Here is a 26,008-nt window from a genome sequence, read left to right as displayed (position 1 = left end):
CCAGCTATTCTCCTTGAACAGGATTAGGCTACTGCCACCACTTCACGACCATTATAATGGCCGCAGGCATCGCACAGATGATGTGGACGCTTCAATTCGCCGCAATTGGCGCATTCTTGGTACGCAGCAACCTTAAGCGAATCATGGCTACGACGCATGCCGCGCTTCGAAGGGGATGTTTTTCTTTTGGGGACAGCCATTTCGGCACCTGTTCCATTTCAAAATCAATAAGTTCTAGGTCATGATAGGCGAAAGAGATGGTCGTGGCAAGTAATCGCCAGAATCGGCCTCTTTCGTCCGCACATGTCTGTGTGAGCGGCGCGCTATACTTGTTTTTCGGTGCTTTGCAAGCCGAGAGATAGCAGTTAGGGTCCGGCTGCACAAACTGGGAGAGAATATATGTTGAGTTTACCCGTCACCCTGACAATAGCCGCAGGGGCCGCATTTGTGAATATCTGGCTGATGATCCGTTGCGGTCAAGCGCGCACCAAGGAAAGCGTCTCAATTGGCGATGGCGGCAATGAATTTGTCATCCGCCGGATGCGGGCGCACGCGAACTTCGTGGAAAGCGCGCCGTTCATTTTGATCCTGATTGCCGCGCTCGAAGCGACAAGCGGAACCAATAATTGGCTGTGGGGCCTTGGCCTTGTCTATATCATCGGGCGCTTCGCCCATGGCTTGGGCATGGATGGCGGACCCCTTGGCAAGGGCCGTATGGTCGGCACGCTGACCACCATGATTACGTTGCTTGGCCTTGCTGGCTGGGCCTTGTGGAACGTGTACGCAGCGGTTCTTTAACTTAATCCTGCTTAGCGCGCCGTTAGGGTCTGGCCCTCAGCACATCGTCTGCGACAAAGGCGTTGTGCTTGCGTTCATAGCCAAATTGGCTGGTTGGGCCATGGCCGGGGATGAAAGTGACATCATCCCCCAATGGCCACAGCTTCGTCGTGATCGCATGGATTAAGTCGGCATGATTGCCGCGCGGGAAGTCCGTGCGACCAATCGACCCTTGAAACAGAACATCGCCCACAATCGCCAGACGGCTGGGTTGATGATGGAAAATGACATGTCCGGGCGTGTGGCCGGGGCAGTGAATGACATCAAGCGTCAGATTGCCGACGGTTACAGTGTCGCCGTCGACCAACCAGCGGTCAGGCTCAAAACTATGCGCCTCCATGCCATAACGCGCGCCGTCATCGTCGAGCTTATCAATCCAGAAACGGTCGTCCTCATGCGGGCCTTCAATCTTCAGGCCCAATTCTTGCGCCAGCATCCCAGCCTGCCCACAATGGTCAAGATGGCCGTGCGTCACCAATAATTTTTCCAGCTCGACGCCCGTTTGCGCCACCGCAGCCTTTAATTTGTCGAGGTCACCGCCGGGGTCAACCAAAGCGCCCTTGTTCGTTTGCGTGCACCAAAATAGCGTGCAATTCTGCTGCAATGGGGTGACGGGAATGATCGCGGCCTTCAGCGGCGGGGTCATATTGGGCGTGGATGTGACATCTGACATATCTATTCATGTGCCGCATGCACGCAGCGGAGGCAAGCCTTCAAAGCCGCCGCCCTGCCCAAACAACCCTGCCGATGATGGCAATGGCAGCGCCGTCCACATCTGGCCAACCGGGATAGGCGGGATTGTCCGATAACACCGACAAGCCCCCTTTTGGTCGGCTGGCCAGCCGTTTGACCATCAAGGCATCCTCCAGCCGAATGACATGAATGCCGTCGCGCAACGGCCCCGCCGCCGCGCGATTGTCGACCATGATGTCATCGCCATGGTTCAACGTGGGCGACATCGAATCACCCTCTACCTGAATCAATGACAGCGTTGCGGGATCCAGCCCCTGCTTACGCAACCATTTTTCGTCAAAACCGATTTTACCAGCGAGCGTTTCGCTACTCGCAATCGCACCGGCCCCCGCCGATGCACCGACCGCAAGCTTGGGAATAAGCCGGATCCCGTTTCTGGTCGCACCCGCATCCGGCCCACCCAGCACGCTTTCATCCACACCAAAATATCGTGCCAATATCCCGCGCTCCGTCTCTGGCAGTTTTTTGGGCGATCCGCGTTTGATAAATTGTTGAATATAGGTGGGATTACGGCCCACCAGCTTCGATAGCCCCGCAAAATCTTCTGCATTTTCCGCAATCAAGCGCGCCAAAGCAGCCCTTGGGTCTTCCCCCATTTTGTTCCCTCCGGTTCGGTTGGAAATTTCCTAGACTTGTAGGATTTATCCTAACACCTTGTTCTATATTTGTTCTTACTGATTCGGGCAAGCCAATCCGGGTCGAACGTGGAGGAGACAACATGCACATCACGCGCCTTATTGAGAGGTTTCTTCGGGAACAAGACCTGCCACCCACCAAATTTGGGCGCTTGGCAGCGGGGGATCCGCGGCTTGTGCTGGATATTCGCATGGGGCGGGAAATTAGACCCGAAATGGAGACAAAACTGCGACAGTTCATCTCCAATTATGGCCAACACACCCACGGCAGGAAAGGCATATGAACATGCGGACTCAAAAGGGGGCGCTCATACACGCCTTGCGCGTGCTCATCCCTGCGGCCGACATCAGCATATTGCACGAACGGCCATGGCACAGCCTCACTTTTTCTGGCACGCAAATAGGCCTGTCGGTGCAGATGCAGGATGGCGCATCGCACAGCGACGTGGAGGCGTTATCGCAGTTTTTGGCAGAACATGAATTTGATTTGCCGCACCAGATCGTCGCCGACATTGTGGTAAATGGGCCGGTAACAGGGGCAGTAATGGCCAAAGGCGCGCAATGTCTGATCATCGATGCTTTGTTGTTGGATGGCTGATGCACTGCAGAACTTGTGCACCGTCGTCATCGACCGTAAACAAGGGGCATGACAACACAAACCGCATCGACCTTACCGCGCATCGCACCGGAAGCCATTGGCACGCATCTGCAAAGCTATTGGGACGCCCTGACCATCTGGGTGCAGACCAATTATGTCGAACTGGGCATTGCCGTGGTGGCGGCCATCATCGTGTTTGTGGCGCTGAGCTGGCTGAAAAGAATTGCTGCAAAAATCGCGCGCGCCAGCGAGCACCGCGCACATTTGAAATCGATCATCGCCCGCACCTTGGCACGGACGAGCAAATTTTTCCGCGTCATGGTGGCGATAGAATTGGTCAACCAGATAGCCAATGCGCCTGCGGCACTGACCCAGACCGTCGATATCTTGTTCACCATCGCAATTGTCATTCAAGTCGCCATCTGGCTGCGCGAAATCATCTTGGGCTTGATTGAACGGCGCGCAGGCGAAGGCATTCATGAACATGAAACCTTGCAAAGCGCGATGGTCCTCATTCGCCTGCTCGTCAGCTTCGCCTTATTTGCGGTCGCGGCCATTGTCGTGCTCGACAATCTGGGCGTCAATGTCACGGGTCTCGTGGCCGGCCTTGGCGTTGGCGGCATTGCGATTGGCTTGGCCGCGCAAGGTATTTTCTCCGACCTGTTTGCGGCCATCTCGATCATTTTCGACAAGCCATTCCGGCGCGGCGACACAGTGTCCTATGACAATACGGTAGCGCGGGTTGAAGTCATCGGCATGAAAAGCACGCGACTGCGCGCGCTCACAGGGGAAGAGAAGATTATTTCCAACAGCAAATTGCTGGAAAAGGAAATCACCAACAACACCCTGACCTTGTATCGGCGGGTCACTTTTGTCCTGACGCTTGTCTATCAAACACCCCCTGCCCTTGCCCGGCGTGTGCCGGATATCTTGCGTGCAGCAGTTGAGGCCAATGGAGCGCAATTCATCCGCGCCGGATTTAACAATTTTGCCCCAAGCTCGCTCGATTTCCATCTGGTGTTCGACATTGAAAGCGATGATGTCGAAGAGATGTTTCAGGCGCGCCACGATATTGGCATTGCGATTATCGATAGCTTCGCCCGCGAAGGCATATCTTTTGCTTATCCCACGCAGACAACTTTCACCGCCGCACCCGATGGCACGATGGTGATGCCTTATGCCGCGCCGCCCAAAACAGCCAAGGCGCCTTCAAAAAGCTGATTCGCAGCTGAGAGGTCAAAGAGCCGCTAGCATGCCGTAACGGCAAACAGGCGGGGCTTGTATTGCGCGTTTGAAACCGCCACGATACGCGCGAATTAGGAAGCAGGAGACTCCATATGACCGCAATTACCCCCGCCGAACTCGCCGCCAAAGTCGGTGAAAATATTGGCGTATCGGAATGGATTTTGGTGGATCAGGACATGATCAACAAATTTGCCGATGCAACAGGCGATCATCAATTCATTCACATCAACGAAGAATTGGCCAAGCAGACGCCGTTCGGCGGCACTATTGCCCATGGTTTTTTGACCTTGTCTTTGTTCCCGGTGATGAGCGCCAAGTCCGATTGCCCCAAGGTGGCGGGCGTCAAAATGGGCGTCAATTATGGCGGCAACAAAACCCGTTTTCTCGCCCCTGTTCGTTCGGGTAAGCGCGTGCGCGGCCATTTCAAGCTTCTTGAACTCGTTGAAAAGCGCCCTGGCCAATGGCAACAGACGCTTGAGTTCACCGTCGAGATTGAGGGTGAAGACAAACCAGCACTTCAGGCTGAATGGATCAGCCAGTTTTTCGTATAATTTTCAATTCAAGGAACCATTACCATGCGTGACGCAGTAATCGTATCAACCGCCCGTACCGCCATTGGCAAAGCCTATCGCGGCGGATTTAACGCAACGCTTGGGGCGACGCTCGGCAGCTATTCGTTGAAGGCCGCTGTGGAGCGCGCTGGCATTGAAGGCGGCGAAATTGATGACGTCCTTTGGGGCTCCGCGCTTCAGCAAGGCACACAGGGCGGCAATCTTGCACGTCAGGTTGCATTGCGCGCTGGCCTGCCGATTTCTGTTTCGGGCATGACCATGGATCGCCAATGTTCTTCCGGCCTGATGTCCATCGCAACTGCAGCCAAGCAAATCATCGTCGACAATATCGACGTGATGGCAGCTGGTGGTCAGGAGTCCATCTCGCTGGTGCAAACTAAGGAAATGCGCGTTCAGGCCGACCCTGAATTGGTTGCCCTGCATAATTCGATTTACATGCCGATGCTGCAAACCGCTGAAGTCGTGGCCAAGCGTTACAATGTCAGCCGCGATGCGATGGACGAATATGCCCTGCAGTCGCAGCAACGCACCGCCGCTGCTCAAGCCGCCGGTTATTTCGATGCTGAAATCGTTCCCGTAACCACGATGATGAACGTCGTGAACAAGGAAACGGGCGAAGTCAGCCAAAAGGAAGTGACCATCGCCAAGGATGAAGGCAATCGCGCCGATACGCAGTTGGCCGGTCTGCAAGCGCTTCAGCCCGTGCTTGGCCCTGACATGACGATCACCGCCGGCAATGCAAGCCAGCTTTCCGACGGTTCATCCGCCTCCATCCTGATGGAAGCAAAGCTGGCCGAGAAAAAGGGCCTCAACCCGCTTGGCCGTTATGTCGGCATGGCGGTTGCAGGCACAGAGCCCGACGAAATGGGCATTGGTCCTGTATTCGCAATCCCCAAATTGCTGCAGCGTTTCGGCTTGAAGATGGACGATATCGGCATCTGGGAACTGAACGAAGCATTTGCCGTGCAAGTTCTCTACTGCCGCGACAAATTGGGCATTCCAAACGAATTGCTGAACGTCAATGGCGGGTCGATTTCGGTTGGCCATCCTTATGGCATGACGGGCGCACGCTGCACCGGCCACGCCTTGATCGAAGGCAAGCGTCGCGGTGCGAAATATGGTGTCGTCACCATGTGCGTCGGCGGTGGCATGGGTGCCGCTGGCCTGTTCGAAATCTTTTAATCGCAAATAAGAAAATAAGGAGCAGCCTCATGTCCGCCATTGGAGTTATCGCGACGTTAACCGTTGCCGAAGGCAAGAACGCAGATTTTGAGGCTGTTTTTGCAGAATTGTCTGCAGCGGTTCGGGCCAATGAACCGGGGAACGTATTTTATACGCTCACCCGGTCACGGTCCAACCCGCAAGTGTACAAAGTGCTTGAGCAATATGTCGATCAAGACGCGCTGACCGCACATGGCGCCAGCGACTATTTCAAGGCCGCTGGCCCCAAGCTTGGCCCCTGCCTCGCCGGTGCGCCCGATATCGAGTATCTCGACGCGTTATAAAGCGGATACGCCGCATTAAGTGGCGTCCCCACCGGAACAGGCGCGGCTATCGCTCGTTTGCTTCACTTCCAACAAGGAGTGAAAAAATGACGCACGATACGGACATCAAAGAAAAATTCTGGAAGTCACTCAAATCGGACAGGACCATGTTCTTGGGGCTAGCCGAAGGCAAAGACGGCCATGCGCGTCCGATGACGGCGCAATTGGGTGATGACGGCTTTAAGCAGGGCCAATATGACGGGCCGATATGGTTCTTCACGGGGCGCTCCGGCAGCCTGTATCAAGACATTGGCTCTGGTGCCCGCGCCATGGCGCACTTCGCGTCCAAGGGGCATGATATATGGGCAACGGTGCACGGCAATCTATCGCAATCCACCGATCAGGCGACGATTGACCGTTTATGGAACCGCTTCGTTGCCGCTTGGTACACTGGCGGTAAGGACGACCCCGAAGTCGCGCTCATCCGGTTTGACCCCGAAAATGCCGAAATCTGGGTTAACACATCCAGCATGGTCACCGGCATAAAGATGCTGATGGGGATGGATCCGACAAAAGACATGAAAGACAAGGTCGCGCGCGTCACCTTGTAAGCGGTGTGGCCGGGGACAGGTGTCCGTCTGCAAAGACGAACCCGCCCGGCCGATCATTTTGCAATAAGGCTGGTCCATCAAGGTCAACCCAAGACGCCGTCTGCGCCACCAGAAACGACGCCTGAATGGCAAGGCTGGTCGACAGCATACAACCGACCATCACATCCATCTTTGCGCTCTCAGCAGCCTTACAGAGCGCCAGAGCCTCGGTCAGGCCGCCTGCTTTATCCAGCTTGATATTCACGCCCTGATATAGGTCCGCTAATCGTGGGACGTCCGCTGCAACATGGCAGCTTTCGTCGGCAAAAATGGGCAAGGGCGATGTTATGCTGGCAAGCGCGGCGTCTTGACCTACGGGCAAGGGCTGCTCAATCATGGCAACGCCCAGCGTCTTTAACATTTCCGCTTCGGCGACAATATCCATCGCGCCCCAGCTTTCATTAGCGTCCACAATGATCCGCGCTTTGGGTGCGCCTGCGCGCACCGCAGCAACACGGTCGCGGTCAGCATCGCCGTTCAATTTAAGCTTCAGTACGCCATAGCCGCCCTCGGCCGCAGTCCGCGCATCGGCATGCATCTTATCGGGCGTTCCCAAGGATATGGTGAAGGCAGTCTCGAGCGGCATGGGCGGGGATTTTATGCCGATCAATTGCCACAGCGGCTGTCCGGTCTGGTTGGCCTCCAAATCCCACAGCGCACAATCCAACGCATTACGCGCCGCGCCGGGTGGGAGCTCGGCTTGCAAAAGCGCGCGGGCCATTGGGGCGGTGGACGCGGCTAGTGCATCGGTGACCCGCGCAATCTGGCGCAGGCATTCTTCGGCGGTCTCACCACGATAATAAATCGCCGTGCCCTCACCCTGTCCGATATAAGTGCCATCGCTGACGGCAACCACGAGCAAGTCGACAAATGTCTTTGCCCCGCGCGCGATGGTGAAATGGCCATCCACAGGCCAGCGTTCGACTGAGGCGTTAATATGCAAGGTCATCGCTGAAAACCCGCAGGAATCCGTACTGCGCAAAATGCTATTAAGCAGGTCCAGACAGCAGGGGACATATCGCCGCTCAATTGTGGTTAGATATCCAGTTTTCGACGACGGGCGCAATTTTTTCGCGCCATTTGCTGCCGTTGAAAATGCCATAATGGCCAACTTCTGGGGCCATATGATATTTCTTGAACGCCGCAGGCAGGCTTGTCGCAATGTTCAACGCGGCCTGTGTCTGGCCCAATCCGCTGATATCATCGCGCTCACCTTCAATGGCGAGCAAGCCAATGTCGGTGATAGCCGCAGGATCAACCAGCTTACCGCGATAGTTGAATTCGCCCTTTGGCAGCAAATGACGCTGGAACACCGTATCGACGGTTTGCAGATAGAATTCCGCGGTCATGTCGCAAACCGCCCGATATTCGTCGTAAAATTCCTTATGCCGGTCGGCACTCTCACCATCGCCTTTGACCAGGTCGGAGAACATCGACCAATGGCTCATCATATGGTTGCCCAAGTTCATCGACATGAAGCCTGAAAGCTGCAGAAAACCGGGATATACGCGGCGGCCAGCACCCTTGTAATAAGGCGGCACAGTCGCGATCACATTTTGCACAAACCATTCATGCGGACGCTGGGTCGCGTGGTTGTTCACAACGGTCGGCGCCTCGCGCGTATCAATGGGGCCGCCCATCATCGTCAATGTGCGCGGACGCAGTGGATGATCCTTTGCGCTCATCACCGCAGCGGCGGCATAAGCCGGAACCGACGGCTGGCAGACGGCCAGCATATGCGCGCCGCGCCCGCCTGCGTCGGGGCCAAGAAATTCAATCCATTCAATGAGATAATCAATATAGGTTTCAAGGTCGAACCCGCCACCCGTCAACGGCACATCGCGCGCGTCTTTCCAATCGGTGATGTAGACATCATGCGTTACCATCATGCGCTCGACTGTGCCGCGCAAAAGCGTCGCAAAATGCCCGGACATGGGCGCGCAGATAAGAAGCCGTGGCTTTTCGCTGCTGCCTTCATAGACGAAACGCTTCAACTGGCCGAATGGCTTGCACGCAAGATTTTCTTCCTGAACCACCAAGGCTTTGCCGTCGATGACCACTTCATTCAATCCGAACGCTGGCTTTCCACGCGGCAGAACCGAATGGGCAAACACTTCCAATGCAGAAGCCGCGATGGGGGCCATTCCGCCATAGTTAAACGGCGAAGGCAGCGCATTGAGCCATTCCGCCTGTTTTTGCGCCACCCAGCCTGCACCGGCAAGCCAGCCGCGTTGAAGGTCATATCCGGTGTACAGCATGTTGAGGCCTTTAATATTTCCATCGGCAATATTCTGCCGCAATCAACTGTGGCTTTACGCATTTATTGTGCATTGCACCATAGGAAAAGCGTTTACATTCTTCGTGGCGGATTGTTACCGGTTCGACGCACTGCTAGGCGAGCGCGATGACAAACGATATTTCCGAAACGCAGGCCATAACGACATCCGAAGAAGCGGCGCCCGCCAAGCCTAAGCTTAATTTTGGCAGCTTGCGGATGATTGGGCATTTCACGATCCGCTATCCCCGCCAGATAACCTATGCCCTGCTCGCGCTGATTGCAGCAGCCGCGTCTACACTCGCCATCCCTTATGGCTTGCGCCTGATCATCGATGAAGGCTTTGTCAAAAATGGCGGGGATCCGGCACCTTATTTCTATTTGCTGCTCGGCATCGTGGTTATCATCGGCGTTTCGACGGCGTTTCGCTTTTACTTTGTCAGCTGGCTAGGCGAGCGCGTCGTGGGCGATATTCGTGTTGCGGTGCAGCAAAATCTCTTGCGTTTGGCCCCGCGCTTTTTCGAAGAAAACCGCCCCGGGGAAATCGCCAGCCGCATGACCGCTGATACCGCGATTATCGAACAGATTGTTGGCACCACCGTGTCCGTTGCATTGCGTAATATCTTTATTGGCGTGGGCGGCGTTACCTTGCTCTTCGGTCTCGCGCCAAGCCTGACCATATGGTTACTCGCGGGCATTCCGGTGGTTGTTTTGCCAATTGTATTTTTGGGACGGCGACTGGAAAAGGCATCGCGCAATAGCCAAGATAATGTCGCCAGCGTCGGCACGATCATTTCAGAAGCGCTTGGCGCGATCAAAATCGTTCAAGCTTTCGGGCAGGAAAGCCGCGAAGGCGTAAGATTTGCCGATGCTGTTGAAGGCACGTTCAATGCCGCGAAAAAACGTATCCGGTTGCGGGCGTTTCTTACCGCATTGGTGATGGCGCTTATATTTGGCGGCATCACCTTGCTCGTTTGGGAAGGCACGGACCAAGTTAAGGAAGGCGTCATATCCTCCGGAACCTTGTTCGCAGTCGTCTTGTACGGGGCATTGGTCGCAGGGTCATTTGGCGCGCTGACGGAAGTATATGGCGATCTTGTGCGCGCATCGGGCGCAGCGTCGCGCTTGGCCGAATTGCTGAACGAAGTGCCTGAAATTGCACCCCCTGCCAACCCAGTAATCATGCCGCCAGCGCGCGGGCAGTTGGAATTCCAAAATGTCCGCTTCCGTTACCCCACACGGCCTGAAGTCGCGGCGCTCGACGATTTCAGCCTAAAAGTATCGCCGGGGGAAACGGTTGCTGTTGTCGGGCCGTCAGGCGCAGGCAAATCAACTTTATTTCAACTGGCGGAACGTTTTTACGACCCCGAAAGCGGTACCGTGCGCATTGACGGTGTTTCCCTGACTAGCGCAGACCCCGCAGAATTCCGCCGCAGGATATCGTTAGTGCCGCAGGACACCGTGTTGTTCGCGGCCTCCGCGCGCGACAATCTGCGTTACGGCCAATGGGACGCGAGCGACGACGCGATCTGGGCGGCAGCGGAAAAAGCAAACGCGGCGGGTTTCCTCAGTGAACTACCCGATGGTCTGGAAACCTATTTGGGCGAGGGCGGCGCGCGGCTTTCCGGCGGCCAGCGACAACGGCTCGCTATCGCCCGCGCCTTGTTGCGCGATTCGCCAATCTTGTTACTCGATGAGGCCACGAGCGCATTGGACGCCGAAAGCGAGAAATTGGTGCAAGACGCGCTGGAGCGCCTGATGGTTGGGCGCACCACAATCGTGATTGCACACCGGCTGGCAACCGTGCGGTCTGCCGACCGAATCATCGTCATGGACCAAGGCAAAATTGTGGAAGAAGGCGATCATACGACACTGAGCGCCGCGGGCGGATTATATGCCCGCCTCGCCAGCCTGCAATTTGATGCTTAACAGGATGAAAACTCTCATTGCGCTAATTTAAGCAATGATATCGGGTACCAATTGATCTTCCAGACGCATGATCTGATCCTTCAAAATCAGCTTTTTCTTCTTCAGTCGGGCGATTTGAAGCTGGTCAATCAACGTTTGAGCAGTGAGCGCCCGAATAGCGTCGTCGAGATCGCGATGCTCAATCTTTAGTTGTGCAAGCTGCTGCTGATAGCCATCATCGTTCATGCCCCTTTCTAAACAGACTAAGGCGAACAAGTCATCGTTAAAAGAACGGGCCCGCGCCCCGGCAATAATTATCGGCAAGACTCCAATCGCAATTCATGATTTACTCCGTGGTTCAGATCGCCGAGTCTCAGACTGAAGGAGAATGATGTGCACAATAATCATCTGTCCGCGCTTCGTAACAAGCATGCCGAACTGGAACAAAAACTGGAGCGGGAAGAAAACAGGCCGTTCCCCGACAGCCGCACGATACTCGATCTAAAAAAACAAAAGTTACATCTTAAAGACGTTATACTGCATGAATCGGCGTCAACTGGTTGACTAGGGTCAGGACCACTTAAATCCACCTTCGCGGCGTCAAAATGGCCTCAAACCGCGAAGGTGGATTTAAGTGGTCCTGACCCTAAGAATAATTTGATACGGGGTATCGCTTGCCCTCTCGGTCTCTGCTAGGTGCGGACTATGGAAAGCGCCACCCGTTCTGCCCGCAATATCCTGACTGGTCTCCACGAGGTGATGGCCTCGAAAAACCATGCGCAGGCTAAGCTGAATCATGTGGTCAACATCATCGGCGAAGCACTTTCGAGCGAAGTGTGTTCGATTTACTTGTTGCGCGAAGGCGCACTTGAATTGTTTGCTACGCGCGGGCTGAACCAAGCCGCAGTGCACATTACCCGCTTGGGTCTAGGCGAAGGTCTCGTTGGGACAATTGCCGAGAATGTCGAAACGCTGAACCTAGATCAAGCGGCAGCACATCCCAATTTCCGGTACGTACCGGAAACGGGTGAAGAACGCTTTCACAGTTTTGCCGGTGTGCCAATTGTCCGTTCCGAGCGGGCCGTCGGCGTGCTCGCGGTCCAGCATGTCGAGCCGCGCAAATATGAAGAGGTTGAGATTGAGGCCCTGCAAACCGTTGCCATGGTGTTGTCGGAACTCATTGCCAACGCCGATCTAATTGACGAACCCACTGGCCGGGGCAGCAATGAGACCGGCACGATTAGCCTCACAGGATTAACACTGGTCAAAGGTGCGGCGGCTGGTGTCGCTATTTTTCACCAGCCCAATGTGCGCATCGAGCACACAGTTGCAGAGGATATCGAAGCCGAGCGCCAGCGTGTCTATTCCGCTTTCGATAAAATGCGTGAGCAAATCGACCGCATGACGAGCCAGATCGATTTTGGCACAGGCGGAGAACATGAAGAGGTCATCGCGACTTACAAAATGTTCGCTTATGATGAAGGCTGGAGCCGCCGGATCAATGAAGCCATTGACAGCGGCCTAACCGCCGAAGCCGCAATTGAACGGGTGCAACAACGCACACGCATGCGCATGCGACAGATTGACGACGCGCTGCTTGCCGATCGCATGCACGATCTGGAGGACCTGTCGAACCGATTGCTGCGCATCGTTTCTGGGCAAATGAGCACCGCCGCGCAGCTGGGTTTGAAAAAAGATTCCATCCTGATCGCGCGCAATTTGGGTCCCGCAGAATTGCTGGAATATGACAAAAGGCGCCTGCGCGGTGTGGTCTTAGAAGAAGGCTCGCTTACGGCCCATGTGGTGATCGTGGCACGTGCTATGGGCATTCCAGTTCTTGGCCGGGTGCGCGGCATTCGCCACAAGGTGCGCGACGGCGACATGCTGTTGCTCAACACTGATGACAAAAGCGTCATCGTGCGTCCTTCGTCTGCGGCAGAAGAAATATTTCAACATGATCTTGTTGATCGGCAGAAGAAAAAGGCGCGCTATGCCGCGATGCGTGATGAAGCATCTGTTACTCAAGACGGAGTGCCGATTACGCTGATGATTAACGCTGGCTTGCGCGATGACATGTCGGCTTTGGCGACAACCGGCGCGGAAGGCGTTGGCCTTTTCCGGACCGAGTTCCAGTTTCTGATTTCGGCGACCTTACCCCAACGCGAGCGGCAGCAACGCTTCTACCGCGACGTTTTGGACGCGGCTGGCGACAAGCCAGTCATTTTCCGCACACTGGATATCGGCGGAGACAAGGCGCTTCCTTACCTCAAGGATGAAAGGAACGAAGAGGAAAATCCCGCGCTGGGTTGGCGTGCGCTAAGGCTGTCGCTTGATCACGCCGGCTTGATGAAGGCGCAGGCGCGCGCGTTGATTGAGGCGGCCGCCGGTCGCACGCTGAACGTCATGTTCCCGATGGTCTCTGAGCCATGGGAATTTGATGCGGCCAAGGCCATTTTCGATGGGCAGATTGAATTTCTCGGGCGGCAGAAAAAGATATTACCCAACAAAATCCGTTATGGCGCGATGCTTGAGGTCCCTGCTCTGGCTGAGACACTCGACATCCTGCTGCCCAAGATTAACTTTCTGTCTATTGGCACGAACGACCTGACCCAGTTTCTTTTTGCTGCGGACCGGGCTGACCCCCGCTTGGCCGAGCGCTATGACTGGCTGAGCCCCGCTATCCTGCGGTTCATTCGGCGGGTCGTCAAAGCTACCGAAGGCCACGACGTTGACGTAGCGGTGTGCGGCGAAATGGGTGGACGGACGCTTGAGGCGCTTGCCCTCATGGGCATTGGCATTCGTCGATTGTCGATCACACCAGCCGCCGTTGGGCCTATCAAGGCCATGGTCCGCTCAACCAGCCATTCTGATATCTGCGCAAAAATGGAAGAGTTACTCAACAATCCTACAGAGCATTTGCGTGAAGAATTGACAAGCTGGGCAATTGATCAAGGCATTGAAATCGGATAAATAACCTTGCGTTAATTATTTGATTATCCCCGATTAACATTGACATTATTCAATTGGTGGCCATTATCCGTCCAACTGCACGCAGATGTGGGGGAGCGGGTCGTGGAGATTGCAGTGGACGAAATTCCTCATGTGGAAGCAGAGCCTATGACTGTAGGTGAAGAACTCAAGGCCGCGCGCGCGCGGATGGACATGAGCTTGTGCGACCTCGCCGCCGAGACACGCGTACCCGTGCGACATTTGGAATCCATTGAGCGATCCGAATTCAGCGCATTGCCGGGACATACATATACGGTTGGGTTTGTTCGGTCTTACGCCCGTGCGGTCGCATTAGACGATATTGCGATAGTGAATGCGCTGCGCGCCGAATTATCGAGCGGCGGGCATAAAAGATATGAGGCCCCCCTGCAGAATTACGAGCCAGCGGATCCTGCGCGCGTTCCTTCCAAGACCTTGGCATGGACCGCTGCGGCAGTTGCGGTGCTGGTTTTGGCCGCTTATCTGATTTTCAGAAGCTACGCATTAGTGACAAGTACAGAGCCCCCAATGCCGACATCAGTTCCCACACCCGCACTAGAGGCGCCGGCGCTCCAGCCGGCCGCTACTCTGAATGATGATACAAACACTGCGAATGTCGGCATGGGCGAGCAAGCTCCTCCGTCCGGCACATCAGTGGTAGCCATCCCAAATCAGTAAGCCCAGTCATTACGGTCCGAAATTCCGGTAATTTTCAATTTTTTTGTACCGAATTGCAGCGTTGTCCTTTATCGTGCACTTGCAGTAAGCTATGCTGGACACTCGATTTTAGTAAAGGGAAATAACCCAATGTATTTTCGGCGCGTTATCCTTGGCGGCGCAGCTTTCGCGCTCAGCGCACCCGCAATGGCGCAGGACGCGAACATTGACGGGCGTGTGGTCAAACTCGAGAAGGAAATGCGGGCGGTTCAGCGGCAGGTATTCCCCAATGGTGCCGGCAAATTTATCGAACCTGATATCCAGCCACCCACAGCGGCAAGCACGACGACCAGTTCAACCACGACAACGGTCGATCTGACCGCACGTGTGGATGCGTTAGAGGCGCAGCTTGCGACCCTAACCGGGCAGGTCGAATTGCAAGGCAATGATATGCGCCGACTTGAAGTCAGGCTGAAGGCCCTCGAAACACGACCGGCAACCCAGCCAGAATCGTCCGTTGAAGCGGTGGTGGCAACGGCAACGCCCACAGCGGCAGCACCGAAACCCAAAGCCAGCCTAGTTCCGACAAAGCCTGGGACCGCCACTAAGCCGAATCCGGCCCGCGTCGCCGCAGTGGCCGCGATCGAACGTCCCGCCACTGGCAATGTCTTCGAAGATGGCTACAATTATGGCTATCGCCTGTGGGAAGCCAAATTTTATCCGGAATCGCAAGCAACGCTTGAAGAAATCTTAGCAAAATTTCCCAAACACAGACGCGCTGGCTATGCACGGAATTTGCTTGGCCGAGCATGGTTAGATGACAAAAAACCCGCAACTGCGGTGAAGATTTTCTACGAAAATTATGTTACTGATCCACGAGGTGACCGCGCGCCCGACAGCTTGTTTTTCTTGGGATCGGCTTTGACTGACCTTGGTAAGACGGCTGAGGCATGCGAATCTTTTGGTGAACTGGCAAGGGCATATCCAGACGCGGCGACTGGCCGCTTGGCCGAACGGATCAGTTCCGGCAAAAAAAGGGCAAAGTGCAAGTAACGCTAACGCCGGTCATTCTCGACCGATTTAGAGCTGCACTTCGCAGGCTAGATTGTGCTGATGATGATCGGTTATTATGCGGGGTATCGGGTGGCCCCGATAGCCTTGCATTATTGTTGTTGGCGCAGCAAATTGTGCCAGGCAGATTGGTTGCCGCAACAGTAGATCATCAATTGCGGCAAGAGTCTGCGGACGAAGCAGAGTTTGTGAGGCAAATCTGCAGTAATCTTGGCGTGCCGCATATCATTTTGACACCCGACGAAAAAATATCAGGTAATATCCAGTCTTCGGCGCGCGCTGCCCGTTACGCTTTGCTGGAACGTGCGGCAGATGCGCAAGATTGCCAACATATTGCCACAGCGCATCATGCCGACGACCAATTGGAAACGCTGCTTATGCGGCTGGGCCGTGGCAGTGGCGTCGACGGGTTGTCCGGCATTCGCGCCCGCAATGGACGCGTGGTCCGACCACTGCTGGAGTTCACAAAAGCGGAACTAATCGACATCTGTTCCAGCACTGGCATTCAATCGGTCAACGATCCCAGCAACGCAAACGTCGATTTTGACCGAGTTGCGATACGAAACTGGCTAGCCGACACGCAGCATCCATTGACTGCAAGCCGCGCGCTGCGCACGGCAAGCGCGTTGGCCGACGCGTCCGATGCGCTGGTCTGGATGACGGACATGTTGGCCGCGCAGAGGGTAAGCCGCCAAAATGATGTGATCATCTGTTCGGCAAGCGGCCTTCCTAGTGAATTGAAGCGGCGGCTATTAATCCACTGCCTCAGGACGATGGACGTCAATCTGGCTCCGCGCGGCGACGCAATCGACCGCTTGTTAGCCGATCTCGAAAATGGGCGGACGGCCATGATTGGAAATATCAAATGCGTCGGCGGAGCAGATTGGCAGTTTTCCAAAGCGCCGCCCCGACGCGGATAAGAAAAATCAGGATGTAATTTTGCCAATCGCTATATTGTCATTCACGCATTCGCCCTTACATTAGCTGTATATATCCACGTATTAAGCGCGGGCACAGAACAAGGCAGTGATCATGAACGACGACCAAGAACCCAAAGGCAACCCGATGCTCCGCAACTTGGCCATTTGGTCAGCGATCATTGTGGCTCTTTTGCTTGTCGCTTCGATATTTAGCGGTTCGTCAGAAACGGCGAAGGGCATCAGCTATTCATCGTTCCGCGACAAGGTTGAGGCAGGCGAAGTCAAATCCGTCGCGATTGCGCCAGAGCGTATCAGCGGCAAGCTGCAAAATGACGAAACTTTCGTTACCGTCCCAATTCCGGGCGACAATAGCCTATATCCTTTGCTTGATGAAAAGGGCGTCGATGTTCAAGGCAAGGCCGAAGAACAGCCGAGCCTCATTCTGATCCTGTTATATCAAGCCCTGCCGTTCCTGCTCATCCTTGGCATCGCATTCTTCGTTTTGCGGCAAATGCAAAAGGGCGGCGGCGCTGGCGGAGCTATGGGCTTTGGCAAATCAAAGGCAAAATTGCTGACTGAAAAGCATGGCAAGGTAACGTTTGATGATGTGGCCGGCATTGATGAGGCCCGTGAAGAGCTTCAGGAAATCGTCGAATTTTTGAAAGACCCGCTTAAGTTCAGCCGCCTTGGTGGCAAGATTCCCAAGGGCGCGTTGCTAGTTGGTTCGCCCGGCACAGGTAAGACATTGCTCGCCCGCGCGATTGCTGGTGAAGCTGGCGTACCGTTCTTCTCCATCTCCGGTTCTGACTTTGTCGAAATGTTTGTGGGCGTTGGTGCAAGCCGCGTACGCGACATGTTTGAACAGGCGAAGAAAAACGCACCCTGCATCGTCTTTATCGACGAAATTGATGCCGTGGGTCGCAGCCGTGGTGCCGGCCTTGGTAATCAGAATGACGAGCGCGAACAAACTTTGAACCAGTTGTTGGTCGAAATGGACGGTTTTGAAGCCAATGAGGGCATCATCATCGTTGCCGCGACCAACCGTCCTGACGTCCTTGACCCAGCCCTGTTGCGTCCCGGTCGCTTCGATCGTCAAGTAGTTGTGCCGCGCCCCGATATTGACGGCCGCGTCAAAATCCTTGCCGTACACATGAAGAAAGTGCCGTTGGCACCAGACGTTGATGGCCGCGTGATCGCGCGTGGAACGCCTGGCTTCTCCGGCGCGGACCTTGCGAACCTTGTGAATGAAGCTGCTTTGTTGGCCGCACGTCGTGGCAAGCGGTTGGTTGCTATGCAAGAATTCGAAGATGCCAAAGACAAGGTGATGATGGGCACCGAGCGCAAGTCGATGGTCATGACCGAAGATGAAAAGAAAATGACTGCCTATCATGAGGCCGGCCACGCAATCGTGTCGATCCATGAAACCGCATCTGACCCGATCCACAAGGCAACCATTATTCCCCGTGGGCGCGCCTTGGGTATGGTCATGCGTCTGCCCGAGCGGGATAATTACAGCTATCATCGCGACAAAATGCACGCCAACCTGTCCGTATCCATGGGCGGACGCGTGGCTGAAGAATTAATCTTCGGCTATGACAAGGTCAGTTCAGGCGCATCCAGCGACATCCAATACGCCACCAGCCTTGCGCGCGACATGGTCACGCAATGGGGTATGTCCGATGCGATGGGCCCGCTCCAATATGAAGAGCGTCAAGAAGGCTATCTTGGCTATGGTATGTCGCAACGGTCGGCTATGTCGGACGAAACAGCGCGCAAGATCGATGCCGAAATCCGCAAGTTGGTTGAAGGTGGACATAAGCGCGCGACCGAATTGCTGACCACGCATAACGAGCAATTGCACCTGCTGGCCAACGCGCTTCTAGAATTTGAGACGCTCTCGGGCGACGAAATCAACCAGCTATTAGAAACGGGCAAATTCGAACGTGACGATGGTAAGGTCGTTAAACCGTCGTCCATTCCAACGGTGGGTACAGCCATACCAAAGGCGGGACGCGGCAAATCTACGCCGGTCGGAGGCGCAACGCCACAAGGCGCCTAGTTTTCAGCTTTTATTGGCGACCTCAACCTACTATCCCTGATAAAGAGAGAGTTGAGGTCACAAAATGAAATATGCGGTGCTTGTGGTCATGGGCGCGCTGTTGTGGGCCGCTCCTGCAAACGCGATGGACGCTGAAACCTTTTTTGTAAAAGCGGTTGCTTTGCAGAAAAAGGGCATAGGCGCCGTCTTTGCAAAAGATTTGAAGCCGATGATCCGCGTTTTTGAAGACGCAGCGAAGTCAGTAAAGGCGGAGAATGAGGCCGCGCGCACCGCAGGATCCCCTTTATTCTGCGCACCCAAGAAATACCGGCTGAATGCAGAGCAGTTCATCGGCGAGTTCAGCCGGATCCCCAAAGAGCGCCGACAGGCCCAATCAGTCCGCGATGCGTGGCGCGAAATAGTCATCCGCCGCTTTCCCTGCTAAATTAATCTATCCAAACTACGCGCAAGCAATCGCGCAGATCATATTTTCATCCAAATATGGGCACCCGCCCTATATGCTCTCAAGTAACGCCAAGGGTAACGACGAGAACGACAAATAGGGTCAGCGCCGTAATCGCAAAAATAGACAGCAAGCACATACGCCAGAATGCGCCAAATCGTGATGTCAGATAAGCCCCTCGCAATTGCCGATACATGTGGATGGGTGGATAAAGACTAAGCAGTAATACGCCCATGACCTCGGTCTGAGGGAGGCTGATCAACAAAGCGCATATCACCCCCAATTGCATAATGAACGTCAGCGAATAGGTCACAAATACGGCATGGTCGAACATCTTATATTGCCGTCGCCAGAAAAACAGCAGCCAAACAAAGGGTACCGAAATCGGAATTAGGGCCCAGCTGTATTTATATGCATTGGACTGTATTTTGTAGAGCAGCAATTGCGGGTTTTTGGTCGCGGTTTCAGCAGCTTTTTTAAGCGCTGCTGCACCTCGAAAATCGCTGTCGGTAAGGCTTGGGCTGTCGATATCGCCGTTATTCTTGCCAAATGTGCTGGCCGCAGTGCCCATAAGCCGCAAACCGAGCCTATCGGAGCTCAGCTCTTCCTCAAGCACGGCCGTTGGCTTGCCCGCTTTACGCGCATCCATAATTTCGTTTTCCAACCGCGCGATTTTTGCTTGCAGTTGTTGTCGTTCAAGCGCGAAATCGGGACCATCAATTGTCGCTTGGATGGGGGCATGATCGGCGCCACTAACGCTCGTATCATCAGGTACCAGTTGGTTCACCACTGCAAAGGTAAGGAAAACAGTGAACAGAAACAGCGCCAATGGAGAGACAAATTTCGCCCGCTCACCATGGACATAACGCCGCGTCAGCTTGCCGGGATGCCAAAACAACAATGGCAAGGTCCGCCAAATTTTGCCATCGAAGTGCAGCACACTGTGTAAGATATCATGTCCAAACGCGCCAATAGTCCGATGAAAGGCCGCCTTTTGTCCGCAGGCATGGCAATATGCTCCAAGCAGATCAGCGCCGCAATTCAGGCATGTTCCGGATTGGCCAGGCCCCCCGCCTATTGACGGTTCTACAGCCCCGGCAAAGGCTACCCCAGTGACGATATCTGCTGCTCCCTCCAAATCCCCGTTCATAACGTGAGTTTATCAGCACGGTGCGCGAAAGCCAAAAGAAAAGGCCCGGACGAGCCGGGCCTGTTTCACAGATCCAGATGGGTGAAATTACCGGTCGTAATCGCGCTGCACGCCTGCGCCGCGCGCTGGCGCAGCGGCGGTCAAACGCAGGGCTTCGGCGGACAGGCTGATCGAGCCGACTTCGTCTGCTTCTTCATCCTCATCAACCTGAACCTTCTGCAGCGACTGCACGAGGCCTTCTTTCAACTGGTCAGGGCGAACAGTTTCCTCAGCGATTTCGCGCAAAGCAACGACCGGATTTTTATCACGATCACGATCAATGGTCAGTTCAGCGCCACCAGAGATTTCGCGCGCACGTTCGGCGGCGAGTAATACAAGGTCAAACCGGTTGGTGATCTTGTCGATGCAATCTTCAACAGTAACGCGTGCCATCTTGGCTCCTGATTCTTCGGATATACGGGAAGTTGACCGCGCCTAGAGATAATGGGCCAAAATGTCAATGCAAAGGGCTGGTCGCTTGCCGTGCGCTGCGCAAAGCGGTATCGCTAGCAACATGACAGTGCAATCAGGCAAGCCCGGGTTCCCCGGAACGCACTTTCAAGTTGCGGGCCATGACTTGCACGTGGTTCATAAACCGCAAGATCGACTCAAAGCCGTTTTGCAGCTTATCGCGATGGCGCAAAAATCGATTCACATGTTTTTCTATATGTTTTGTGCCGATAAAACCGGTCGGGAAGTGCGCGATGCGCTCGTTGCTGCGGCGACACGCGGTGTACACGTGCAGTTGATTATAGACAGCTTTGGATCAACCCAGGTGAGCAATCGATTTTTTGATACTTTGCTTGACGCTGGCGGCAACTATCACAGTTTCAGCACCCGCAAGGGACTTGGCTACCTGATCCGTAATCACCAAAAGATGCTGATTATCGACGGCGCCCATGCGCTTGTGGGCGGTTTCAATATCGCCGATTCCTATTTCGGGCGTGCAGGTGACGATAGCTGGGAAGATCTCGGCATAATCGTGTCTGGTCCCGAGGCGCGGCGGCTGAGCGATTATTTTGAGGATATGGCGCAAGCGTCGAACGGCGGCAACGTCAGCTTTCGACAGATCCGCAATATCATTCGACAATGGCGGCCGGGCATTGGTCAAGTACAATGGCTGTTGGGCGGGCCAACAAACCACATTTCGCCATGGGCACTCACGTTCAAGCGATCATTGGACGCGGGCAAAAGATTTGACATTGTTTCCGCCTATTTTTCGCCGTCCCAAACCATATTGCGACGCCTTGCCAAGACAGCGAGGCGCAACAAAGGGTCGCGCCTCGTCATGGCCGGAAAAACCGACAATGGCGCAACGATTGCCGCTGCGCGTGTGCTTTACCGCTATCTGATGCGCCGCAAGGCTCGGATTTTCGAATATCAACCGCGCCCACTGCACATGAAGCTGATGGTCATTGATGACACGGTCTATATTGGTTCAGCCAATCTGGATATCCGAAGCATGTTCATCAATCTGGAGATTATGGTGCGCATCAAGGACGCAGGCCTTGCTTTGCATATGCGCACATTGGTTGAAGGACTTGTTTCCCAATCGGAAGAGCAGACACGGGTGTTGTTAAAGAGGCGGGACACTATTTGGAGCCGGTTTAAGTCAGGCCTTGCCTATTTCTTGGTCAATTCGGTCGATTACACCATTGGCCGGCGGATCAAATTCAGTTTGATCCGTAACAAATAATCATTCTTTCCAGCCCCAGAACAAATGGCACGGCAATACATTCCATAAGGCATAGCCATTGTCGATCTTACGGAAATACGGGATCATGAAATCACGCGCACGGGCACGGAACTGATAGACCAGAAATGCCCCGCCGGGCCGGATCGCCTTCGCTGTTTCCTCAGCGATCACAGGGCCGAGATTATTGGGGAGCGTCGAAAAGGGCAGGCCGGAGAGAATATAGTCGGCATGTGCAAACCCGAGATTGTTTATGATTGCATTCACATCCGCCGCCGAGCCATGCACCGCGACAAAACGACTATCCCGAAAATTATACTGCAGATATTTAATGAAATCTTCGTTCAGATCGATGACCAGCAATGTGGCATCGGGGCGCATGCGATCCAGAATGGGTTGGCAGAAAGTGCCAATGCCCGGACCATATTCCACAAACAATTTGGTATTGTCCCAGTCCACCGGAGCCAGCATTTTTTTCACGGTGAAGGACGATGACGGGATAATTGATCCGACCATCACTGGATGTTTGATAAAGCCCTTAAAGAAAACACCCCATTGGCCAAAAAAGCGGCTTGCGCGGCTTTTGATGCGGTTGAGCACCGTCGTTTTAGCCACGCTTGAAGAGATCATAGGATGGTTCCAGGGGAAGTTGTCACGAAACAGTCACAATCGCAAATTGATGCCATTCGTGCAACCGCGTTTACCAACTAACTGTTCCACCTAGCTTGCATTGCACATCAAATCAGTCTTATGCCTCGATCATGGCAAAGCTAAACAACGGCACAATTTCAGTAATCTTTGTAGCACAGCGCACGGATCTGGACCCCGACGGTTACGCTCAGGCTGCCGCGTTGATGGATGAACTGGCCGCGCAACAAGCTGGCTATATCGGCATAGATTCAGTGCGTGGCGCAGATGGCCTTGGTATAACGGTCAGCTATTGGACCGACGAAGCCAGCGCAAATGCATGGCGCGATCATCCCGAGCACGCCGCAATGCGCGATGCTGGCCGGAACCGATGGTATGCGCATTACAGCCTGCATGTCGCGCAAGTGACGCGCAGTTATGATTGGAAAAAGCCATGAGCACGGTTCAAACTATTCCCAATAGCCGCGTTGTCGTGCTGTTCCTCGTGATGCTCGTTGCCGCGGCGGGTAACACCGCGATGCAGTCCGCCCTTCCCGCAATCGCCAGCGAATTGGATATGCCCGACGTGTGGGTCAGCCTAGCCTTTAGCTGGTCTGCGTTGTTATGGGTTATCACTGCACCCAAATGGGCCCGCCTGTCGGACCGCCGGGGCCGCAAACAATTGATGAGTATCGGCGTTATCGGCTTTGTTGCCTCAATGGGCATGTGCGGGCTGGTGCTGTGGCTTGGGCTGGCTGGCCTGATCGGTCCAGTGGTGACCTTTATCCTGTTTGCGTTATTCCGCAGCCTGTACGGCGGTTTTGGTTCGGCTGCTCCACCCGCCGTTCAGGCATATGTCGCCGCCCGAACTGAACGCGCAGAACGTACCAAGGCGCTATCGATGCTTGCCTCGTCTTTTGGCGTTGGCACCGTGATCGGCCCCGCCACCGCGCATTATTTTCTGTTTCCGCCTTTCGGTCTGGCTGGACCGCTCATCATGTTTGCAGCCTTTGGTGTGGCCGTATTGATTGCGTTGCATGTTCAGCTACCCAATGACACCCCACGTTTTGAAGCGCGCGGCGCCGTTGCGGCTTATCCCAATTCAGCGTCGATTAATGCGCCCGACGATGAAGAGGTCGCTGGCGATGCTTTAGGGTCAGTATTGCCTAAAACTGAGGTCCGCCTGCCATGGCGCGACGGAAGGATGGCGTCTTGGCTCATTGCGGGGCTTATCGGCGGCCATGCACAGGCCATCATGCTGGGCGTTGTAGGTTTTCTCGTGCGTGACCGGCTTGGGCTACATGACCGCCCATGGGAGGCGGTGCAGGCGAGCGGATCCGTCATGCTCATCGGCGCTATGGCGACCTTGCTGGCGCAATGGGGCCTTATCCCCATACTCTCGCTTGCCGCGCGCAGCTCCGTGTTGATTGGCGCTATCCTTGCTTTAATCGGGACCATCCTGACCGGTTTTAGTCACGATTTTTACGGCATTAGCACAGGCTTTGCGATTGCCTCACTTGGCTTTGGGCTTTTTCGGCCAGGCTTTACTGCCGGCGCATCCTTGGCGGTCGGACGGCACGAGCAAGGGGACGTTGCAGGAAAGATTGCTTCGATCAGCGGTGCTGCATATATCGTCGCTCCGGCCGTTGGCGTTGCGTTATTCAATTATTGGGAACCAGCGACGTTCATCCTCATCGCGGCATCGTTATTGTTCCTGATTATTTGGGGACGAAAGGCGTTGGTCACACCAGATATTTGACGGCATTGTTGCGAATGAGGGGGCGGGGCTATCATTGGCATCGACGCCTCTGCCCCAAAACCCCCTTGGTCGGAGCAAAATTGTTAGAAAGCTGTGGCGACAAAAGAATGATCGATGCGCTGAATTTGCACAAAAAAAGGGCCGACCGAGGCCGACCCTGAAAAAGTCTTTAGGAGAGGATGCCTAAAAGGCTCGTTCCGTATGGCTAAGTTTCACTTTTTGTGCAAGTGCGAACAGTGCAATAGCTGTTGCAAATGATGCAACTATTATTTATACGTTTAAGCTGAATTTCGCGACATTTGAACGATCGTGAGAGCTGGCAATTTTTGCTGCAGTGCGGCAAATTAGGAGATGATATGCGCAGATTGCCCCCCCTACGCTCCTTGGAAGCATTTTTGCGCGTCGCTAAGCTCGGTTCGGCAAAAGCTGCCGCGAGCGAACTCGCATTATCTCCACCCGCGCTCAGCCGCCGGATCAAGGCGCTGGAAGACTTCATTGGCAAATCCCTGTTTGACCGCCGCGCGCAAGCAATGGTCATTAATGCGGATGGTGAGGCACTTCTGGCGGCCGTTGAACCAGCGATGGACGCAATGGCAGAGGCGGTTGACGAGCTGGCCGGCCGTGGCGGGGAGTATCGCCTGCGCTTGGGGCTCTTGCCGCTTTTTGGTTCGCAAAGGCTCATTCCGCGTTTGCCTGAACTGCGAAAGGCGTTTCCGAAGCTTCATATCGACGTGGACACATCTGGTCATGCCGAAAATCTGCTGGGTGATGTCGTCGACGCAGCTATCATCATTTCAGCAGACGTCGACCCCAAGCTGTATAGTGTCCGCTTAGACCGCAATCTTGTTTACGCCATCGCCTCTGAAAAATGGGCAAAGGAGCATAAGGTCGAAAAGCCTGAGGACCTCGCAAAGCATACGGTCATGGTCCATAGTGACATGCCTATGATTTTTGACGCCTGGCGGCAGGCTATGGGGGCACCCCGCCTGAAGCCGGCGGCGATCGATAGTCTTGATAGTGGCGCATTGATGCTGGAGGCTGCCGCAAATGGTCTTGGCGTTGCAATCATGCACGGAAGCCACTTCTCCGACGCGCGCGACCCGCGCCTGACGCGGCTTTTCAATACAGAAGTTGAGAGCCCCTACAGCTATTACTTCGTGTGCCGCCCCCGCGCGCTGAAGCAGAGAGCTGTGAAAATCTTTCACGACTGGTTGTTGAAGGCTGGCGTGTAAATGCGCGCAACCCCTTAACGCCTATTCCTAGCCTTCGGCGCGGTTTGCTTCTGCCGTCCCGTTTCTCGCCATTCTGATTTGCACTTCCGGACTAGCAACCCTCTTCATCAACCGATGGCGACAAAGCGAAGCACTTGACCCAGTCGGCGTCGGGCGTCATTGCAGGTGAATGAATCAAGACGTAGCCGATATGAATTTTGAAACCGCGCTGCGGGCGCTTGAAGACATCGTCCATAAGTTGGAAAACGGTGAAGCTCCGCTCGATGAATCCATCGCCTTGTACGAACGCGGTAATGCGTTGCGGGCCTTGTGCCAACAACGGCTTGATACGGCGAAAGCGCGCATTGAGGCTATTGTGCAAGGGCCGGACGGAGCGCCAACAGGTACAACAACATTCGACGCCGGATAAACATT

At 54.8% G+C, this 26,008-nt stretch carries 29 protein-coding genes; 20 read left to right on the top strand and 9 right to left on the bottom strand.

Features of this window, described 5'->3' with window-relative positions; genetic code table 11:
- Nucleotides 1-23: 23 nt before the first annotated feature.
- Nucleotides 24-200 (bottom strand): 50S ribosomal protein L32, encoded by a 177-nt coding sequence (rpmF, locus tag ACILP3_RS02165; protein ID WP_125229645.1) that lies wholly within the window; start codon nt 198-200, stop codon nt 24-26.
- Nucleotides 201-399: 199 nt separating this feature from the next.
- Between rpmF and ACILP3_RS02160 the strand changes: the two genes are divergently transcribed.
- Complete coding sequence (locus ACILP3_RS02160; RefSeq protein WP_395615030.1) at nt 400-798, top strand: MAPEG family protein; 399 nt, start codon at nt 400-402, stop codon at nt 796-798.
- A gap of 22 nt (nt 799-820) precedes the next feature.
- Here ACILP3_RS02160 and ACILP3_RS02155 read toward each other — a convergent pair whose 3' ends face one another.
- Nucleotides 821-1,510, bottom strand: a complete 690-nt coding sequence (locus ACILP3_RS02155; RefSeq protein WP_395615029.1) for an MBL fold metallo-hydrolase — start codon at nt 1,508-1,510, stop codon at nt 821-823.
- A gap of 40 nt (nt 1,511-1,550) precedes the next feature.
- Entirely contained in the window at nt 1,551-2,186 is a 636-nt protein-coding gene (locus ACILP3_RS02150; RefSeq protein ID WP_395615028.1) for a helix-turn-helix transcriptional regulator, read from the bottom strand.
- Nucleotides 2,187-2,505: 319 nt separating this feature from the next.
- On the opposite strand from ACILP3_RS02150, the gene ACILP3_RS02145 reads away from it, so the two are divergent.
- From ACILP3_RS02145 to ACILP3_RS02120, 6 genes are all read left to right on the top strand, one after another.
- On the top strand, nt 2,506-2,823 hold the full coding sequence (locus ACILP3_RS02145; protein ID WP_395615027.1) for a hypothetical protein: 318 nt from the start codon (nt 2,506-2,508) through the stop codon (nt 2,821-2,823).
- Nucleotides 2,824-2,871: 48 nt separating this feature from the next.
- Nucleotides 2,872-4,044 (top strand): mechanosensitive ion channel family protein, encoded by a 1,173-nt coding sequence (locus ACILP3_RS02140; protein ID WP_395615026.1) that lies wholly within the window; start codon nt 2,872-2,874, stop codon nt 4,042-4,044.
- Between the two features lie 116 nt (nt 4,045-4,160).
- On the top strand, nt 4,161-4,619 hold the full coding sequence (locus ACILP3_RS02135) for a MaoC family dehydratase (protein WP_395615025.1): 459 nt from the start codon (nt 4,161-4,163) through the stop codon (nt 4,617-4,619).
- Nucleotides 4,620-4,643: 24 nt separating this feature from the next.
- Nucleotides 4,644-5,822, top strand: coding sequence for an acetyl-CoA C-acyltransferase (locus tag ACILP3_RS02130; RefSeq protein ID WP_395615024.1), 1,179 nt, complete (start codon nt 4,644-4,646; stop codon nt 5,820-5,822).
- 29 nt (nt 5,823-5,851) lie between these two features.
- Complete coding sequence (locus ACILP3_RS02125) at nt 5,852-6,145, top strand: putative quinol monooxygenase (RefSeq protein WP_395615023.1); 294 nt, start codon at nt 5,852-5,854, stop codon at nt 6,143-6,145.
- An 86-nt stretch (nt 6,146-6,231) separates the two neighbouring features.
- On the top strand, nt 6,232-6,735 hold the full coding sequence (locus ACILP3_RS02120) for a pyridoxamine 5'-phosphate oxidase family protein (RefSeq protein ID WP_395615022.1): 504 nt from the start codon (nt 6,232-6,234) through the stop codon (nt 6,733-6,735).
- Here ACILP3_RS02120 and ACILP3_RS02115 read toward each other — a convergent pair.
- Both ACILP3_RS02115 and ACILP3_RS02110 read right to left on the bottom strand, forming a co-directional pair.
- Nucleotides 6,725-7,723, bottom strand: a complete 999-nt coding sequence (locus tag ACILP3_RS02115; RefSeq protein ID WP_395615021.1) for a dipeptide epimerase — start codon at nt 7,721-7,723, stop codon at nt 6,725-6,727. The two genes, ACILP3_RS02120 and ACILP3_RS02115, sit on opposite strands and share 11 nt — an antisense overlap.
- A 76-nt stretch (nt 7,724-7,799) precedes the next feature.
- Nucleotides 7,800-9,032: a polyhydroxyalkanoate depolymerase gene (locus tag ACILP3_RS02110; RefSeq protein ID WP_395615083.1), complete on the bottom strand. Its 1,233-nt coding sequence runs from the start codon at nt 9,030-9,032 to the stop codon at nt 7,800-7,802.
- A 146-nt stretch (nt 9,033-9,178) separates the two neighbouring features.
- On the opposite strand from ACILP3_RS02110, the gene ACILP3_RS02105 reads away from it, so the two are divergent.
- Nucleotides 9,179-10,978: an ABC transporter transmembrane domain-containing protein gene (locus tag ACILP3_RS02105; RefSeq protein ID WP_395615020.1), complete on the top strand. Its 1,800-nt coding sequence runs from the start codon at nt 9,179-9,181 to the stop codon at nt 10,976-10,978.
- Between the two features lie 27 nt (nt 10,979-11,005).
- Here the strand turns inward: ACILP3_RS02105 and ACILP3_RS02100 are convergent, their stop codons facing one another.
- Complete coding sequence (locus ACILP3_RS02100; RefSeq protein ID WP_395615019.1) at nt 11,006-11,203, bottom strand: YdcH family protein; 198 nt, start codon at nt 11,201-11,203, stop codon at nt 11,006-11,008.
- 147 nt (nt 11,204-11,350) lie between these two features.
- On the opposite strand from ACILP3_RS02100, the gene ACILP3_RS02095 reads away from it, so the two are divergent.
- The 7 genes from ACILP3_RS02095 (at nt 11,351) to ACILP3_RS02065 (ending at nt 19,076) form a co-directional block, all read left to right on the top strand.
- Nucleotides 11,351-11,521 (top strand): YdcH family protein, encoded by a 171-nt coding sequence (locus ACILP3_RS02095; RefSeq protein WP_395615018.1) that lies wholly within the window; start codon nt 11,351-11,353, stop codon nt 11,519-11,521.
- 141 nt (nt 11,522-11,662) lie between these two features.
- On the top strand, nt 11,663-13,927 hold the full coding sequence (ptsP, locus tag ACILP3_RS02090) for a phosphoenolpyruvate--protein phosphotransferase (protein WP_395615017.1): 2,265 nt from the start codon (nt 11,663-11,665) through the stop codon (nt 13,925-13,927).
- A 39-nt stretch (nt 13,928-13,966) separates the two neighbouring features.
- The gene (locus ACILP3_RS02085; RefSeq protein ID WP_395615016.1) at nt 13,967-14,623 is read left to right on the top strand and encodes a helix-turn-helix domain-containing protein; all 657 of its coding nucleotides are present in this window, start codon (nt 13,967-13,969) and stop codon (nt 14,621-14,623) included.
- A gap of 129 nt (nt 14,624-14,752) precedes the next feature.
- Nucleotides 14,753-15,655: a tol-pal system YbgF family protein gene (locus ACILP3_RS02080; protein WP_395615015.1), complete on the top strand. Its 903-nt coding sequence runs from the start codon at nt 14,753-14,755 to the stop codon at nt 15,653-15,655.
- Nucleotides 15,646-16,593, top strand: a complete 948-nt coding sequence (gene tilS / locus ACILP3_RS02075; RefSeq protein WP_395615014.1) for a tRNA lysidine(34) synthetase TilS — start codon at nt 15,646-15,648, stop codon at nt 16,591-16,593. Before ACILP3_RS02080 ends, tilS begins: the two co-directional genes overlap by 10 nt.
- A 112-nt stretch (nt 16,594-16,705) precedes the next feature.
- Nucleotides 16,706-18,652 carry an ATP-dependent zinc metalloprotease FtsH gene (gene ftsH, locus ACILP3_RS02070; RefSeq protein WP_395615013.1) on the top strand — a complete coding sequence of 649 codons (1,947 nt, stop codon included), beginning with the start codon at nt 16,706-16,708 and terminating at the stop codon, nt 18,650-18,652.
- Nucleotides 18,653-18,716: 64 nt separating this feature from the next.
- Nucleotides 18,717-19,076 carry a hypothetical protein gene (locus ACILP3_RS02065; protein WP_395615012.1) on the top strand — a complete coding sequence of 120 codons (360 nt, stop codon included), beginning with the start codon at nt 18,717-18,719 and terminating at the stop codon, nt 19,074-19,076.
- A gap of 79 nt (nt 19,077-19,155) precedes the next feature.
- Here ACILP3_RS02065 and ACILP3_RS02060 read toward each other — a convergent pair whose 3' ends face one another.
- A complete protein-coding gene (locus tag ACILP3_RS02060) occupies nt 19,156-20,244 on the bottom strand; it encodes a DUF3667 domain-containing protein (protein WP_395615011.1) in 1,089 nt (362 codons plus the stop codon).
- An 87-nt stretch (nt 20,245-20,331) separates the two neighbouring features.
- Nucleotides 20,332-20,676: a DNA-directed RNA polymerase subunit omega gene (gene rpoZ / locus ACILP3_RS02055; RefSeq protein WP_295489915.1), complete on the bottom strand. Its 345-nt coding sequence runs from the start codon at nt 20,674-20,676 to the stop codon at nt 20,332-20,334.
- Nucleotides 20,677-20,737: 61 nt separating this feature from the next.
- Between rpoZ and ACILP3_RS02050 the strand changes: the two genes are divergently transcribed.
- Nucleotides 20,738-21,979, top strand: coding sequence for a phosphatidylserine/phosphatidylglycerophosphate/cardiolipin synthase family protein (locus ACILP3_RS02050; protein ID WP_395615010.1), 1,242 nt, complete (start codon nt 20,738-20,740; stop codon nt 21,977-21,979).
- On the opposite strand, the gene ACILP3_RS02045 is transcribed toward ACILP3_RS02050, so the two are convergent.
- Nucleotides 21,980-22,606, bottom strand: coding sequence for a class I SAM-dependent methyltransferase (locus tag ACILP3_RS02045; protein ID WP_395615009.1), 627 nt, complete (start codon nt 22,604-22,606; stop codon nt 21,980-21,982).
- A gap of 131 nt (nt 22,607-22,737) precedes the next feature.
- Between ACILP3_RS02045 and ACILP3_RS02040 the strand changes: the two genes are divergently transcribed.
- The 4 genes from ACILP3_RS02040 (at nt 22,738) to ACILP3_RS02025 (ending at nt 26,003) form a co-directional block, all read left to right on the top strand.
- Nucleotides 22,738-23,061: an antibiotic biosynthesis monooxygenase family protein gene (locus tag ACILP3_RS02040; RefSeq protein ID WP_395615008.1), complete on the top strand. Its 324-nt coding sequence runs from the start codon at nt 22,738-22,740 to the stop codon at nt 23,059-23,061.
- Entirely contained in the window at nt 23,058-24,362 is a 1,305-nt protein-coding gene (locus ACILP3_RS02035; protein ID WP_395615007.1) for an MFS transporter, read from the top strand. The genes ACILP3_RS02040 and ACILP3_RS02035 overlap by 4 nt, the downstream gene beginning before the upstream one ends.
- 356 nt (nt 24,363-24,718) lie before the next feature.
- Nucleotides 24,719-25,594 (top strand): LysR substrate-binding domain-containing protein, encoded by an 876-nt coding sequence (locus tag ACILP3_RS02030; protein WP_395615006.1) that lies wholly within the window; start codon nt 24,719-24,721, stop codon nt 25,592-25,594.
- 169 nt (nt 25,595-25,763) lie between these two features.
- A complete protein-coding gene (locus ACILP3_RS02025) occupies nt 25,764-26,003 on the top strand; it encodes an exodeoxyribonuclease VII small subunit (RefSeq protein WP_395615005.1) in 240 nt (79 codons plus the stop codon).
- Nucleotides 26,004-26,008: the final 5 nt, after the last annotated feature.

It is taken from the genome of Sphingorhabdus sp. (genome assembly GCF_044239665.1).
GTDB lineage: Bacteria > Pseudomonadota > Alphaproteobacteria > Sphingomonadales > Sphingomonadaceae > Sphingorhabdus_B.
This window is presented reverse-complemented; position numbering and strand designations above follow the sequence as displayed.